This is a genomic window from Actinopolyspora xinjiangensis, assembly GCF_900104475.1.
GTDB classification, from domain to species: Bacteria; Actinomycetota; Actinomycetes; order Mycobacteriales; family Pseudonocardiaceae; genus Actinopolyspora; species Actinopolyspora xinjiangensis.
The window spans coordinates 204,040-217,459 of record NZ_FNJR01000008.1 but is presented as its reverse complement, the minus strand read 5'-3'; the positions used below and the strand labels follow the sequence as shown (position 1 = coordinate 217,459).

At 69.5% G+C, this 13,420-nt stretch carries 18 protein-coding genes and 2 tRNA genes; 8 read left to right on the top strand and 12 right to left on the bottom strand.

Annotation, left to right across the window (positions count from 1 at the left end):
• Positions 1-81 precede the first annotated feature (81 nt).
• Positions 82-348 (top strand): cell division protein CrgA, encoded by a 267-nt coding sequence (gene crgA / locus BLQ75_RS13930; protein WP_043571091.1) that lies wholly within the window; start codon positions 82-84, stop codon positions 346-348.
• An 87-nt stretch (positions 349-435) separates the two neighbouring features.
• On the top strand, positions 436-888 hold the full coding sequence (locus tag BLQ75_RS13925) for a PH domain-containing protein (protein WP_170837485.1): 453 nt from the start codon (positions 436-438) through the stop codon (positions 886-888).
• 117 nt (positions 889-1,005) lie between these two features.
• On the opposite strand, the gene BLQ75_RS13920 is transcribed toward BLQ75_RS13925, so the two are convergent.
• Complete coding sequence (locus BLQ75_RS13920) at positions 1,006-1,788, bottom strand: rhomboid family intramembrane serine protease (RefSeq protein ID WP_342028303.1); 783 nt, start codon at positions 1,786-1,788, stop codon at positions 1,006-1,008.
• 201 nt (positions 1,789-1,989) lie between these two features.
• On the bottom strand, positions 1,990-2,550 hold the full coding sequence (locus BLQ75_RS13915; protein WP_170837484.1) for a peptidylprolyl isomerase: 561 nt from the start codon (positions 2,548-2,550) through the stop codon (positions 1,990-1,992).
• A 209-nt stretch (positions 2,551-2,759) separates the two neighbouring features.
• On the opposite strand from BLQ75_RS13915, the gene BLQ75_RS13910 reads away from it, so the two are divergent.
• The 4 genes from BLQ75_RS13910 to BLQ75_RS13895 all read left to right on the top strand — a co-directional run bounded on the left by BLQ75_RS13910 (position 2,760) and on the right by BLQ75_RS13895 (position 5,329).
• A complete protein-coding gene (locus BLQ75_RS13910; protein WP_092602357.1) occupies positions 2,760-3,320 on the top strand; it encodes a hypothetical protein in 561 nt (186 codons plus the stop codon).
• A gap of 110 nt (positions 3,321-3,430) precedes the next feature.
• Positions 3,431-3,940 carry an SRPBCC family protein gene (locus BLQ75_RS13905; protein ID WP_092602355.1) on the top strand — a complete coding sequence of 170 codons (510 nt, stop codon included), beginning with the start codon at positions 3,431-3,433 and terminating at the stop codon, positions 3,938-3,940.
• Between the two features lie 206 nt (positions 3,941-4,146).
• Positions 4,147-4,674 carry an SRPBCC family protein gene (locus BLQ75_RS13900; protein WP_092602353.1) on the top strand — a complete coding sequence of 176 codons (528 nt, stop codon included), beginning with the start codon at positions 4,147-4,149 and terminating at the stop codon, positions 4,672-4,674.
• A 388-nt stretch (positions 4,675-5,062) separates the two neighbouring features.
• Positions 5,063-5,329, top strand: coding sequence for a hypothetical protein (locus tag BLQ75_RS13895; protein ID WP_092602351.1), 267 nt, complete (start codon positions 5,063-5,065; stop codon positions 5,327-5,329).
• Positions 5,330-5,378: 49 nt separating this feature from the next.
• On the opposite strand, the gene BLQ75_RS13890 is transcribed toward BLQ75_RS13895, so the two are convergent.
• The 3 genes from BLQ75_RS13890 to BLQ75_RS13880 form a co-directional block, all read right to left on the bottom strand.
• Positions 5,379-6,344, bottom strand: a complete 966-nt coding sequence (locus BLQ75_RS13890) for a redoxin family protein (RefSeq protein WP_092602349.1) — start codon at positions 6,342-6,344, stop codon at positions 5,379-5,381.
• Between the two features lie 106 nt (positions 6,345-6,450).
• Entirely contained in the window at positions 6,451-7,080 is a 630-nt protein-coding gene (locus BLQ75_RS13885; protein ID WP_092602477.1) for a class I SAM-dependent methyltransferase, read from the bottom strand.
• Positions 7,081-7,242: 162 nt separating this feature from the next.
• A complete protein-coding gene (locus tag BLQ75_RS13880) occupies positions 7,243-7,632 on the bottom strand; it encodes a VOC family protein (RefSeq protein WP_092602347.1) in 390 nt (129 codons plus the stop codon).
• 282 nt (positions 7,633-7,914) lie between these two features.
• On the opposite strand from BLQ75_RS13880, the gene BLQ75_RS13875 reads away from it, so the two are divergent.
• Positions 7,915-8,247 (top strand): hypothetical protein, encoded by a 333-nt coding sequence (locus tag BLQ75_RS13875; protein WP_092602345.1) that lies wholly within the window; start codon positions 7,915-7,917, stop codon positions 8,245-8,247.
• Here BLQ75_RS13875 and BLQ75_RS13870 read toward each other — a convergent pair.
• From BLQ75_RS13870 to BLQ75_RS23895, 3 genes are all read right to left on the bottom strand, one after another.
• Positions 8,219-9,082: a methyltransferase domain-containing protein gene (locus tag BLQ75_RS13870; protein ID WP_280137846.1), complete on the bottom strand. Its 864-nt coding sequence runs from the start codon at positions 9,080-9,082 to the stop codon at positions 8,219-8,221. The genes BLQ75_RS13875 and BLQ75_RS13870 overlap by 29 nt on opposite strands.
• Before the next feature lie 421 nt (positions 9,083-9,503).
• On the bottom strand, positions 9,504-9,848 hold the full coding sequence (locus tag BLQ75_RS13865) for a hypothetical protein (protein ID WP_211481364.1): 345 nt from the start codon (positions 9,846-9,848) through the stop codon (positions 9,504-9,506).
• A 4-nt stretch (positions 9,849-9,852) separates the two neighbouring features.
• Positions 9,853-10,113: a hypothetical protein gene (locus BLQ75_RS23895; RefSeq protein WP_211481363.1), complete on the bottom strand. Its 261-nt coding sequence runs from the start codon at positions 10,111-10,113 to the stop codon at positions 9,853-9,855.
• Between the two features lie 163 nt (positions 10,114-10,276).
• Between BLQ75_RS23895 and BLQ75_RS13860 the strand changes: the two genes are divergently transcribed.
• Complete coding sequence (locus tag BLQ75_RS13860) at positions 10,277-11,395, top strand: helix-turn-helix domain-containing protein (protein WP_092602343.1); 1,119 nt, start codon at positions 10,277-10,279, stop codon at positions 11,393-11,395.
• 575 nt (positions 11,396-11,970) lie between these two features.
• On the opposite strand, the gene BLQ75_RS13855 is transcribed toward BLQ75_RS13860, so the two are convergent.
• From BLQ75_RS13855 to BLQ75_RS13845, 4 genes are all read right to left on the bottom strand, one after another.
• Positions 11,971-12,046: transfer RNA gene (locus BLQ75_RS13855), tRNA-Ala, on the bottom strand.
• A 97-nt stretch (positions 12,047-12,143) separates the two neighbouring features.
• On the bottom strand, positions 12,144-12,260 hold the full coding sequence (locus BLQ75_RS23890; protein ID WP_211481362.1) for a DLW-39 family protein: 117 nt from the start codon (positions 12,258-12,260) through the stop codon (positions 12,144-12,146).
• Positions 12,261-12,326: 66 nt separating this feature from the next.
• Positions 12,327-12,400, bottom strand: a tRNA-Ile gene (locus tag BLQ75_RS13850).
• Positions 12,401-12,534: 134 nt separating this feature from the next.
• Positions 12,535-13,383 (bottom strand): DUF3566 domain-containing protein, encoded by an 849-nt coding sequence (locus BLQ75_RS13845; RefSeq protein WP_244515526.1) that lies wholly within the window; start codon positions 13,381-13,383, stop codon positions 12,535-12,537.
• Positions 13,384-13,420 lie beyond the last annotated feature (37 nt).

Below are 13,420 nucleotides of genomic sequence, written 5' to 3'. Positions count from 1 at the left end.
CGTGTGAAACGTGTCGAGGAAGGTCCGTCCCACCGAGCGAGCGGCGCGGTCGGGGCGGCCGAACCACCTGGCGAGGACACCATGCCCAAGTCAAAGGTCCGCAAGAAGACCTCATCCCCCCCGCCAGTCGATCGCCGTACACCGGTGAAGGCGAAGTCGGCCGGACCGTCGCACCCGATCTATGTCGGCGTGATGCTCGGCATGATGCTGCTGGGGCTGCTGTGGCTGGTGGTCAACTACCTGGCGGGTCCCAAGATCCCGTTCATGGCCGATCTCGGGCCGTGGAACTTCGCCGTCGGCTTCGGATTCATGATCATCGGGTTGCTGATGACCATGAAATGGCGGTGACGGACGCCCGGGTCGAACGGCGAATAACACGAATGTAAGTCATCCCCATGTGGACAACTCCTGTGGACAACTTCATTCGGATGCCCATTGACCTGCGATGACGACTCGGGCGAACCCGCCCCGGAACAGGCTCACGCCTGGTCCACCCCCGTGGGGCTGCTCGTGCTCTGCTGGGTGGTGGCGACGGGCCTGGTACCCGTCGTGCCGCTCACCGAGGGCAGCGTCGACCGCGCCTTCTCGGGCGCGGCCCTGCTGGTGGCCGTGACGGCGGCGGGAGCGCTGAGCTACCTGCGCCCGAGGCTGCGCGCCGATCCGGAGGGGATCGCGGTGCGCACCCTCGGCGGAAGGCACCACTGGCGGTGGGAGCTGGTGTCCTGGCGAGTCACCACCAGCCACCGGTTCGGCCGCACCGTGCCGGTGCTGGAGATCGAGGTCCCCGAGCGGGACCTGGCGGGCGGGCTGCTCCTGTTGGGCAGGTTCGACCTCGGCGCGGAGCCCCAGGAAGTCGCCGAGCGCCTGGAAGCACTACGAGCCCGCTGAGCGTTGACGGAAACCACGTGGTGCTGCCGGAAGCCCTCCACCGAGCCACGCAACAGCCCCACGGGCACGTCCGAAGGCGAGGGAGACTCCGGAGCGCTTCTGCTCCGCCGCCGGCGCTCAACCGGTCGGGAAGCAGATCCGCTGCCCCTCGGGGGTGGTACCGCACATGATGTCCCCGATCATGGCGTCACGGGTGAGCAGCACGGCCACGATCACCAGGAACAACCCCACCAGCGCACCGGCCTGCCAGCGGTTCCGGTGCGCCGCGGGCGCGTAGAGCAGCGCGGCGGTGGACAGCGCACCGAGCACCAGTCCACCGAGATGCCCGAACAGCGAGATCCCGGGGATGCTCAGCGTGAGCACCACGTTGATCCCGATCACGAGCAGGATGGGGCGCATGTTCAGCTTCAGCCGCCAAGCGGCCACGGCCACCCCGCCGAACAGGCCGTACAGCGCGGTGGAGGCACCCGCCGCCTGGCTCAACGTCGGGTTGAACAGGAACACGAGCATGCTCCCGCCCAACAGCGAGAGCAGGTAGACGGCGGCGAAGCGGACCCTGCCGAGCAGCAGCTCCATCTCGCGGCCGACGACCCACAGCGCGATCATGTTGATCAGGATGTGGACCAGGCCGAAGTGCAGGAAGGCGGAGGTGAACACGCGCCACCACTCCCCCGCCGCCACCTGGGGAGGTATCAGCGACCACATCCGGAACAGCGGGGCGTCGTAGTTGCGCGACACCGAACCGGCCTGCACGACGGTCAGCACGTAGAGCAGCACGTTCACCGCGATCAGCGCCGGAACGAGCACGGGCTTGTTGCCCAGCCGGGCACCGGCCACGGTCACCGGTCGGCGAACATCGCGCTGCGCCTGCTTGACGCAGTCCACGCAGTGCTGCCCCACCGAGGCGTCCCGCAGACACTCGGGGCAAGCCGGGCGGCCACAACGCGTACAGCTCAGGCCGGTGGGCCGATCCGGGTGGCGCGGGCACGTCGGCATGCCCTGCGGCTGCCCTGGTGCACCGGCCTGTTCGGGCGGAACGTTCACCTCGATCCCCGCTCCACGTACGAGCCGCGCGGCCGGGACCGACCGCGTCGTCGCGGCTCAGGCTTCGGCGGTCTCGCCACGCTCGATGGTCACCTTCTCGATGACGATGTCGTTGACAGGACGATCGCCCTGCCCCGTGGCGGTGTGGGCGATCTCGTCCACCACGTTACGCGACTCCTGGTCGGCGACCTCACCGAAGATCGTGTGCTTGTAGTTCAGCCACGTGGTCGGAGCCACCGAGATGAAGAACTGCGAACCGTTGGTGTTCGGCCCCGCGTTGGCCATCGCCAACAGGTACGGCCGGTTGAACTGCAGCTCGGGGTGGAACTCGTCGGGGAACGAGTACCCCGGACCACCCCGGCCGGTGCCGGTCGGATCCCCGGTCTGGATCATGAATCCGTCGATGACCCGGTGAAAGATCACGCCGTCGTAGAACGGACCGGACCGTTCACCCCGCGCGTTGGGCTCCGTGTAGTTCGCCGTCCCCTCTGCGAGCCCGACGAAGTTGGACACGGTCTTGGGAGCCTGGTTCGGGAACAGCTCGACCCGGATGTTGCCCTGCGTGGTGTGCAGGGTCGCGGTCACGTTCGTCCCCACAAGCGATCCGTTTTCTGCCACCGTCTCATTCTCCCATCGACGAGCGTACGAACGGGCACAGGGTGCAGTATGGGGTTTGATCGTCGAGGAGTGCGCGGTACCCGGAGGACGCGACGCGGGTACCGGGACCACCGCCCGCTGATCGCGGCGGTATCCCCGCGAGAGCCGGACGATCAGCGGTGCCAACCGGACGAGAGGTCCGGCAGGGCCCACGATTAGGAGGCAACAGCATGGACGAGGTCAAAGCGATGTCCCGCGCGGGAGAGAACGTGGGCAGGGCCGTCGGCACCGGAGTGAAGGGCGCCCGGCACGGCGCGGTCAAGGCCCGCACCGTGGGGTCGAAGGTGTCCAGGCAGGCCGCCGCGCTGGCGGAGCAGGAGCTCGCGGCGCGCGGCATCTCCACGGACGACCTGCAGGAGCGCATCGCCCAGCGTGCCACCGGCATGTCCCGCAAGGAACTCGCCAAGCGCGGCAAGAAGGCCCGCAAGGCGTGGGACAAGCGGACCGCCAAGCAGCGCAAGCAGCTCGCCAAGAGCGCGGAGGCCGCCCGCAAGGAGCTGGCGGGGCGGATCGATCCCGGCAAGCCCAAGCGACGCAAGTGGCCTTGGGCGCTGTTGGTCCTCACCGGACTGGCCGCGGCGGCGGCAGCCGCCCTCTCACGCCGTCCCGAGGAGCTGCCGCTCGACGACGGCCAGTTCTCCGGGAGCGAGCCGCAGGACCACAGCCCCACCTCGACCGAGAACGGACAGGTCTCCGACAAGCAGCCGCACCAGGGGTCGCAGAACCACTGACGAACCGTACGGCCGCCCGCGGGGCCCGGCGGGGCCCCGGACCCCGCGGGCGGCCCGCGGACGGCTCCCGCCGTTCTCCCGGAACGGTCGTGTTGGCAGGCTGTGTGCCCATGACCGAATCCGACACGCACACCGGCTTCGAGCTGCACGCCGCCGTGCACGTCCACGCCGATCCCCACACCGTCTACGACACCGTCAGCGACATCACCCGCATGGGCGAGTGGAGCCCCGAGAACACCGGCGGGGAATGGCTCACCGGCACCCCCGGCCGACCCGGCTCCCGCTTCCACGGCCACAACCGCATGGAGGAACTCACCTGGACCACCGAGTGCGAAATCGTCGAGGCCGAGCCGGGGAGTCGTTTCTCCTGGGCGGTGCTGACCGGCGCGCCGGACGTGACCGCCTCGGTCTGGTCGTTCGAGATGAGCCCCGGTGAGGACGGCGGGACCGAACTGGTGCAGCGCTACCGGTTGAACACGCTGCCGACGGGGTTCCGGCAGGCCCTGGAACGGCTGCCCGACGAGGAGGCGGCCGAGCTGATGCGGCAGCGGCGGGAACAGCTGCGGGACGCGCTGCACCGCACCGTGCGGGGGATCAAGGAAACCCTGGAGAACTCCTGAACCAGCCCTCTTCCGGCCGCCGACGACGGCGCCGGACGTTCCGGGCCGAGCCCCGGTGGGAGCCGCCCCGGCACGACCTCGCACGGAAGTGGTACCGACGGCGCGTGGCGGGAGCCACACGTCACCTCGCGGGCCGGTGCTGTCTCCCGGGGCGAAGCCCGGAAAATCCGGGGCGAATTGTCGGGGTCGGTTGGCAGAGTGTACGCATGGTCGAGCCCGAGATCGACACGCGCTTCGAGCTGCACGCCGCCGTGCACGTCCACGCCGATCCCCACACCGTCTACGACACCGTCAGCGACATCACCCGCATGGGCGAGTGGAGCCCCGAGAACACCGGCGGGGAATGGCTCACCGGCACCCCCGGCCGACCCGGCTCCCGCTTCCTGGGGCACAACAGGGGCGAGCGAAACGACTGGACGACCGAGTGCGAAATCGTCGAGGCCGAACGTCCCGGGCTCTTCTCGTGGAAGGTGCACAGCAGTGTGGACGCGGCCGACACCTCGGTCTGGTCGTTCGAGATCACCCCTGAGGAGAACGGCTGCCTGCTGACGCAGCGGTACGTGATGAGCGAACTTCGCCACGGGCTGCGGGTTCAGCTGGACGAACTCTCCGAACGGCAGGCGAGCCTGTTCCTGGCCCGCCGCAGGGCACGACTGGAAGGTGGGATGCGCCACACCGTCCACGCGGTGAAGCGAACCGTCGAACACGAGCGCGCAGCGGCAGGGGGCCGGTGAGCGACTCCGGCACACCCCGGCCCAGTGGCACGGGACCAGTGGCGCCTCCCGGCGTCTTCCGACCACGCGGTGCCTTCCGAAGACTCCCGGGCGAGGCCGCGCGGGAAGCTCCGAACCCCATAACGAGCGTGTAGCGGATCGAAATCGGACCGGTCTAATCGCGTCATGGCACGGCGGCCCGTGCGTCCCACGGGCGACGGACGACAACGGGGGAGCCCCGGCACCGGGGGCGAGCGTCCGGAAGCACCGGCCCGGTCACCGGTGCGCACGGGGGAGGGGCCGGGCCGGTGTACGGGGCCCGAACCGGGGAAGTTCGGGCCCCCACCACGACCCACCACGGCAGAAACCGAACGCCGAACGAACCGGTTGGAGAGTAGGAGAGGAAACGATGTCCGACAACCTCACGAACGAGACGATGAACCCGATCTTCGCCGAGCTGGCCCGCGAACTCTCCGCGCCGCTCGGCTCCGAGATCGCCGTGTCCGAACCACCCGAGTTCGCGGACCTGCTGGTGGATTCCGCCCTCAGCGGCAGGCACCGCGACAGCGAGGACTCCCAGGGGGAAGTCACGGCACTCGCGGACGAGTCGGCCCAGGGGAACGGCCCGGAAGCCCCGGAACAGCGGACGGGCGGGCGGCACGCCCAACCGACGTGACCGAGCTCGGCGGGGCACGGCGCCACGGAACGACGGGGCCGGGGTCCGGTCACGAAGCCGGCACGGGGTTGTCCCGCAGCCATGCCAGCACCTGTTCCGCGTGCTCTTCCGGCGGGAACACCGGATAGAAGACGTGCTCGACGACACCGCCGCGAACGACCAGGGTCAGCCGCCGGTACAGCGTCAGCCCGCCTGCCTCGAATGTGGGAAGCCCGAGCGCTCGCGCCAGACTCCACGTGGGGTCGGACAGCACCGGGAACGGCAGGCGGAGCCGCTCCACGAGCTCACGCTGGTAGTCCGTTTCCTGGCTCGACAGACCGAAGACGCCGACCGCGCCCGCCGCGAGCAGATCCCGGTGGTGGTCACGGAAGTCACACGCCTCGGAGGTGCAGCCGTGGGCTCCGGGAATCGAATCCCACCCCTCGGGCAGGTCGAGACCGGGACGACCGGTGAGCGGGTAGACGTAGATCACCGTCCTGCCGGACCCGAGCGCGTCGAGGCGGGTGGTCCTGCCCCCGGTACCGCGCAGCTCCAGGCGCGGCATCACCGCCCCGGGCAGCCGGTCCGCCGCGCCGTCGTCCTCGGGAACCGGCAGGCCGGCCGGAGGTTCCGGGAACTCGGTCATCGTTCCCTCCTCCGGAACTTCCGGCGTAACGTGGCCGCCGCGATGGGCGGCCTCCTCCAGCCGCGTCGTCAGCGCCTCCCTCCGGGCGGCGAGCCCTTCGATGCGCCGCGTGAGATCGTCGATCGCGTCCCGGTAGGCGGCGAGCGAAGCGGGGCAGTCGTCGGCGTGCCGATGACCCACCGCCAGGCAGTCCAGGAAAGGACGGGTACGTCTCGCCGGGATCCCGAGAGCTCCCAGGGCCCTGACCTCCCGGGTCAGTCGCAGCTCGTGCTCGCCGTAGTCCCGGTAGCCGTTGGCCAGCCGCCCGGGAGCGAGCAGTCCCAGTGACTCGTAGTAGCGCACCGCTTTCGTCGTCACGCCCGCCCGGCGGGCCAGCTCGCTGATCCGCATGCCGTCATCACCCCGGAAGAACGCTAAACCTCTCCCCGCGGGGCAGAGTCAAGCCAAGCTGAGCCTCCCCGGCGACCGAGGCACCCGGCGGGCTGACCGCTGTGCGTCATCGCGCGGGTTTCCGGGCTACCACGCGCTCCACCAGGCCGAGCTTGAACCGCTCGTGCCGCTGAAGCTCGAACCCGGCCGCACGGACCAGTTCGACCGGACGACGCCGGAAGTGCTCCCCGGCGAGCGGGACCGTGACCAGCTCCAGCAGTCGCTGCGCCACCCGCACCGGCCGGGATGTGCTGACCACGTGGTCGGCCAACAGCAGCAGCCCTCCCGGTTTGAGCACCCGGTCCAGCTCGGAGAACGCGGCACCGACGTCGGGGACCGCGCACAGCGAGAAGGTACACACGACCGTGTCGAACGAGGCGTCCGGAAAGGCCAACCGCTGCGCGTCACCGACACTGAGATCCACCGCACGCCCCGAGTCATCGGCGCGGCGCCGCGCCTGGTCGAGCATCCCCCGGCTGAGATCGACCCCGGTCAGCCGGATTCCGGCCGGATAGTGGTCGAGGTTGAGCCCGGTGCCGATGGCCACCTCCAGCACGTCGCCCTCGGCGCACCGGCAGAGCCACCGCCTGGTGTCGCCGAAGAACCGGCGCTCGATGCGCCCCATCTGCCGGTCGTAGCTTCGGGCGTGCCGGTCCCAGTGCCGCCGTGAACGTTCCAGTCTCGTCGCAGTCCGCATGGAGGACACCCCCGCTTTCCCGCTCGGAACCCGTCGGCCGAATACGACGTTCAAGCTACTCCCGCACGGGGGCCACGCGCCGTCCCTCGGGTGATGCGCGTCCAACCGGGCTAGGCCCGCCAGGACCGGCGTCCCTACCGGCCGACCGGGGACGCGGAGGCGTCAGAGGGGATCGAGGCGGGCCTTGAGCAGGCAGAACTCGTTGCCCTCGGGATCGGTGAGGACGTTCCACGGTTCCTCGCCCGTCTGGCCGATGTCGGCCGGACGCGCCCCGAGCTCCAGGAGGCGTTCGAGCTCGGCGTCCGGATCGCGGTCGGTGGGGTTGAGATCGAGGTGCAGCCGGGATTTCCCCCGCCTCGACTCGTCCCCGCTTCTGAGGACGATCGTCGCCTGCGGCCCGCCGAACCCCTCGCGCGGCCCGATCTCGATGGCGTAGTCCTCCCCGGCGTATTCGCGACCGAGCTCCACGAAGTCCAGGACCTCGCACCAGAACCGCGCCAGCACCTCGGGATCGCGGCAGTCGAGCACGAGCTCACCGATACGACACGCCATTGACGAGACCCGCGACGAGAACGACGGCGGGAGCCTACCGAGCGAGACGAACGAGCGCGAAGGATTTTCAAAGGCTCACCCACCCGGCCACGCCGAGGCCGAGGCCGCATGGTGGTCCGCCGAGGCCGCCCGGTTGGACGGCAAGCTGCGGGACCTGCTGGACGACCCCGCCGACGACCAGGAGTGTTGAAACCGTTTCAACACCAGGGCTGGTAACGGCGCTGCCCGCTGCCGCGACCTGCGGGGGACCTAACCAGAATCCCGGAGCGACCAGGTGAGCCCATGTCCGAAGGGCTTCACTTCCTGCCCGCGCCCGGCCTCCGCGCGGTGTGCCTCACCCTGAGCGTCCGTGCCGTGAACCTCGGCGGCGAACTGCTCACCTGCCCCGGGATGCTGATCATCCGCGCCGTGGACGGCCACCCGGTTGCCGAGGAGTGGCTACCCGTGGGCGACGACCCGACCGAAGCCGAGGACGAACACGCGACACAACGGCTTCGCGCGGCCCTGCGCCGGAAACACGGCACCGCCCAACGCGACGCGCCCTGGAGAATCCGCCCTGAGCGGAACCGGGGCGCGCAGGCCGTTCTCAGCGGCCGGAATCAGGCGGCAGGGTGACGCTCTGCCGGTCCGGGGTGATGGTCCACTCCCACGCCGACAACGGCGGTTCACCGCGCTCCTGCCACCACCGGTAGGCCGCCTCAGCGGCATCCCACAACCGGCGCGGCCCGAACTGGCGGACCACGTACCGGCCCTTGCTCTCCGGGACGACGGTAGCCCACGACCCGGACAGCGGATCACGCAGCCACGCCACCCCGGGCCGGTCCTCGGTGCGCTCCCACACGTTGATCCGGCAGGACGGCACCGCGACCGCGATCGGCCAGCGATGATCATCGGCCAGCAACGGCACCCACGGCGCGAGATCGGTATAGGTGATCTCAGCCGCCGGATCGTCAAACCGTTGTCCCCCAACAGGATCAGAGGCAACCCGGTGCGAGCGTAGCTCCATGAACCCGACCTGCATGGCCGCGGCGCACCCGCTCGCGGTACCGTCGTCGCCGACGACGAACCGCACCAGCGGACCGGACGCCAGATCGGCCCGCATCGGCGCGAGGATCAGCCCGCCCGGCCGAGTGTGAGCCACCCACGGATACGGCAACTGCCCCATATGGACACCCGCCGTGGCGATCACGTGATCCACCATGTCCGGCAGAACATCGGCCACGCCATCGGCCAGCCGGACGTCCACCTCGGTGAAACCGGCCACCTCCAGCCGCTTCCGCGCGTCCGCCGCCAACACCGGGTCAATCTCCACCGTGGTGACTTTCCCCTGCGCACCAACGATATGAGCGAGCAGAGCAGCGCTCCACCCGGTACCCGTGCCCACCTCGAACACCACATGCCCCGGCCGCGCGTCCAGCTCGGCCAACATGCCAACCACCACCGACGGCATCGACGCCGAACACGTCGGCCGGTCGCCGACCTCCGGCCACTCGGTCGCCCCGTCATCGAACTGCGTCACGATGACGCGATTCGAGTACACCGCCCGAGCCCACCGAGCAGGTTCCTCGGCCCGGTCCACCGGCTGATACGGCTCGTCCTCGGTCTCCTGCACCCACATCCGAGCCGGGATGAACCACTCGCGCGGTACCGCCTCCAGCGCTGAACGGCACTCGGCCGGGAGATCCCCGGCCGAGTGCAATTCCTCGATCAGCGCGCGAACGCCGTCATCACTGGCAGCGACGGTCACTTGTCGTCCTCGAACTTGTCCGGGTCCAAGTCCTTGCCGGTCTTGCCGGTCTGCTTGTCGTCCTCCACCGAGTGATCGTTCTTGTCCTTGCCCACTGTCGTGACCTCCTTCGATCTCACTCACCCTAGAAACCCGCGCCACTCGCGCGGAACCGTGCTCGCTCGCCCGGACCAACGGTCCCGGCGAGCGCAGTCGGCCGGATACTGACCGGCCGCCGTCTCTCCATCGGAATCCCGCAGCCGGGAACCGACCGCAGTACCGCTGTCGGGGCGTCCGGATGTCCCGGCGGGTCGATCGTGAGCACCGCCCGCAACGTCCACGCCGCCGAGGCGTGGTAGTGCCACGAGACCAACTCCGGGACGAACACGTCCGTATCCGGGAAGGTCGGCACCCGGTAGGCGCTCACGTCGCGCTCGCCGCGCAGGATCACCACATCCGCGCGGGTGTCCCACTGGAACACGTGCGCCACTACCTCAGGCGCGTCCTTCGGACCGAACACGAACAGCCCCCCGGGGGCGAAGCTCGGCCAGCAACTCGTCAGCCTCGGAACAACGCACGCTCGGCCGCCTTCCGCGCCAGTCATCCGACCCACCCGCGTCCCGTGGCTCCGCCGCGATCCGGGCGGCCCGCTCACGTCGCTCCCGCCACTCGGCAGCGACCAGGGCGATCCCGCTCACCATCGCCGAACCGGCGACACAGCACGCCATCACCGTCAACGCCGTCGTGAACGACATCCGGTTCACCCCTTTCGTCTGTTCAGGCCGCCCCGGCCGGGGTCTGGGGAATCCGGGGAAGTCGATCAACGACCGGGGCGACCCCGCCCTGTAGCCTCGTCATCACAGTGGGGTGATGTGAATGGGTTTGGCGTCTACCGGCGTCTACAGGTGGTGAGCGGTAGTGACTGATCTCGGCGCGAACCTGCGGGCGGCCCGCGAGGCCACCGGAGTGAGCCTGTCCGCGATGGCAGCCCGCACGCACTACAGCAAGCCGCTTCTCGGCTTGCTGGAGACCGGGAGACGGGCGATCAAGCCCGAACACGTCACCGCATACGCCCACGCGCTGAATGTCTCCCTGGACACACTGTACGGTCCACCGGACGACCCGCTCCGGGTCGCTCACGAATGGCTGGTGGCCGACACCCCGGCCGAGGCCCACTCGGCCGCCGGGCGGCGAGTCGGAGCGACGCTGGCGGCCAAGCTGGAAGGCCGTGTGATCGAACTGCGCCACTTGGACGACGTGATCGGCGGCCGAGACCTCTTTCCGTTGGTACGTAAGGAACTCACGAGCGCTCAGAACGTCGTCAACGAAGCGAGCTACACCGAGCGGACCGGCCGACGGCTGCTGACCGTGGTGGGCGAACTGGCCCAACTCGCCGGGTGGGTCGCCAGCGACGCCGGACACTACACCGAGGCGCAGCGCGTCTACCTCTCCGGGGTGTCGGCCGCCAGCGACGCGGGCGATCCCGGACTAGCCGGACAACTCCTCTCCAGTCTGAGCTATCAGATTGCCAACGTCGGCAACCCAGCGGACGCGGCACTCCTGGCCCGCTCGGCCGTCAAGGGCACCGCGAGCCACACCACCCCCGTTGTCCGGGCGCTGCTACTGGAACGGGTGGCCTGGGCCAACGCACGCGCTCGGCAACGCGAGGCCACTCAGCGGGCGCTGGACGCAGTGGACGACGCCTACGAGCAGCGGTCCACCAGCGTCGAAGAACCGGAGTGGGTCTACTGGCTGAACCGCAAGGAAATCGACGTGATGGCGGGACGCTGTCTGATCGAGTTGGGCGACCCACTCACCGCTGAGCCACTGCTGTCCGGTGCCATCGCGGCCTACTCCCCCGAGCACGCCCGAGAAGTGGCCCTCTACCAAACATGGCTTGCCGAGTCGTACGCCCGGGCCGGGGTGTTCGACGCCGCGCGGACGACGATCGACCGCGCCCGCAAGGCCGCCCGGGGAGTGAACTCGACCCGGCTAGACCTCCGCATCGGCACAGTGGAGAACCTGCTACCCGCCTAGCCAACCGCTGGACCGAACGGGTGGTCTTTTTCCAGCCGGTTCCCGTTTCCTCAGGTCACGCCCCGGCCGACTTGTGATGTCACACGTGGAGCATTGCCCTCGGGATCGCGGCAGTCGAGCACGAGCTCACCGATACGACACGCCATTGACGAGACCTGCTTTCAACGAGGGAACCAGGACAACGGCCACGCGTGGCCGTTCGGGCTCCCGCGACGAGAACGACGGCGGGAGCCTACCGAGCGAGACGAACGAGCGCGAAGGATTTTCAAAGGCTCACCCACCCGGCCACACACGTGCTAGCGACGTTGCAGCGGCCCCGGCTGGTGGAACGGATCCCCCCGGTCGTGCGTCGGCGGCCCCCGGAGGGGGCGATCCGGCCTCCCGGGAGAGTCGCCGTCGTCGAGTCCGCGGCCGAGATCAGCGGCCGACCGTGCCGCTCCCCGGTTCCCGGTCGCGCTGAGCTCGCCGAACATCCGCCGGAGCGGCGGAGCGCCCCGGCTCGGCGGAATGTGCCCCGAATACGCCCCGAGACCGGGAGCGTAAAAAGGACCAGGCCACATGACCTGGTCCTTCGTTGGTGGAGACGAGGGGAATCGAACCCCTAACCCCCGCCTTGCAAAAGCGGTGCTCTGCCGATTGAGCTACGTCCCCTCGCAGCGCCGAAGCACTGCCCTGCGGCCCGCGGACAACGTCGCCCGATCGGTGGCTCCTCGCGGGGCTGCCCGAAGTACGGCCGAACCGCGGTTGCTCAGGCCTCCGCGGTAGCTTCACGCCACAGGTCGGCCTCCGCCTTGGCCGCAGTCTTACGACGCACGACAAAGAGGACGGCACCGGCAACAGCAGCGAGAATGAGCAGCTTCTTCACTTCGGACGCCTCCTACTACGAACTTATGCCGCCGCCGCGAGAACCGCAGCGGCGGCACGTGCCACGTGGGCCTAGGAGGACTTGAACCTCCGACCTCTTCGTTATCAGCAAAGCGCTCTAACCAACTGAGCTATAGGCCCTGCGTGCGGTTATAGATACTACACACCCACGCGATCGTCTTCCAAAGGGGGTCCCCCTCACCGTCCCGGGCGACGCCCGAAGCCGGGACGGAGTCCCGGAACCCCAGGTCGTTCGGGGCTCCGGGATCCGGTGGTCACTCCCGCTCGGAAAGGGTCACCTCGACCCCGCCGACGAAGTCCGCCGCCACGTTGTAGATGAACCCGGCGACCGTGGCCAGGGCGGTGAACAGCACGATGTTGACCGCGCCGATGAGCGAGGCCACGCCGAACACCCGCATCGGGCTGATCAGCGGCTCGGTCAGCGAGTTCTCGGGCTGGGTCAGCTCGCTGAACGTCCCGTTGAGCTGCTCCCAGACCCCCATGCCGCCGAGCACGCCGTACAGCACCGCCACGGCGATCATCCAGACGAAGAACAACGTGACGCTGAGCATGAGGGCCAGCTTGAGCACCGACCACGGGTCCACCCGCCGGATCTGCAGGCTCGCCCGCCTGGGGCCGCGACTCGGCCGGCGCGGCGAACCCTGGCCAGCCGCACCGCCACGAGCACCGACACCGCCCCCCAGCGGGAGCCCGGAGCGGGGCGACTCCGCGCTGGAGCCGTCCCCGGCGGACCGGGACTCCGAACCGGCCGGGTGGGGAATCCGGTGGGTTTCCTCCTCCTCGTACCCCGCTTCCGGTTCGGCGGTCCCCCCGCCACGTCCGTCCGGGCCCTCCGAGGTGGCCGAAGCGCCCGACGAAGCGGTGGAGGTGCCCACGGCACCGCTAACCCGCTGCCAGGGAGGGGTGGAACCGTCGTCCTCCCCTCGGGACTCCTGCGCACCACCGGCCGAACCGCGCGCACTCCCACCGCTGTCGGCAGCGTCCGTGGACATCCCCTCGGAAACCGAGGTGGCGGTCGCCTCCGTCTTCGTAGTGGTCGAGGTCGTTTCCTGCTCGCCGGTTGAACGAGACTCCGGTTCCTGCGGCTTGTCCGAAGATGTCACGAGCGATCCTTCACTGATCGTCGGCTGCCTGCACGCG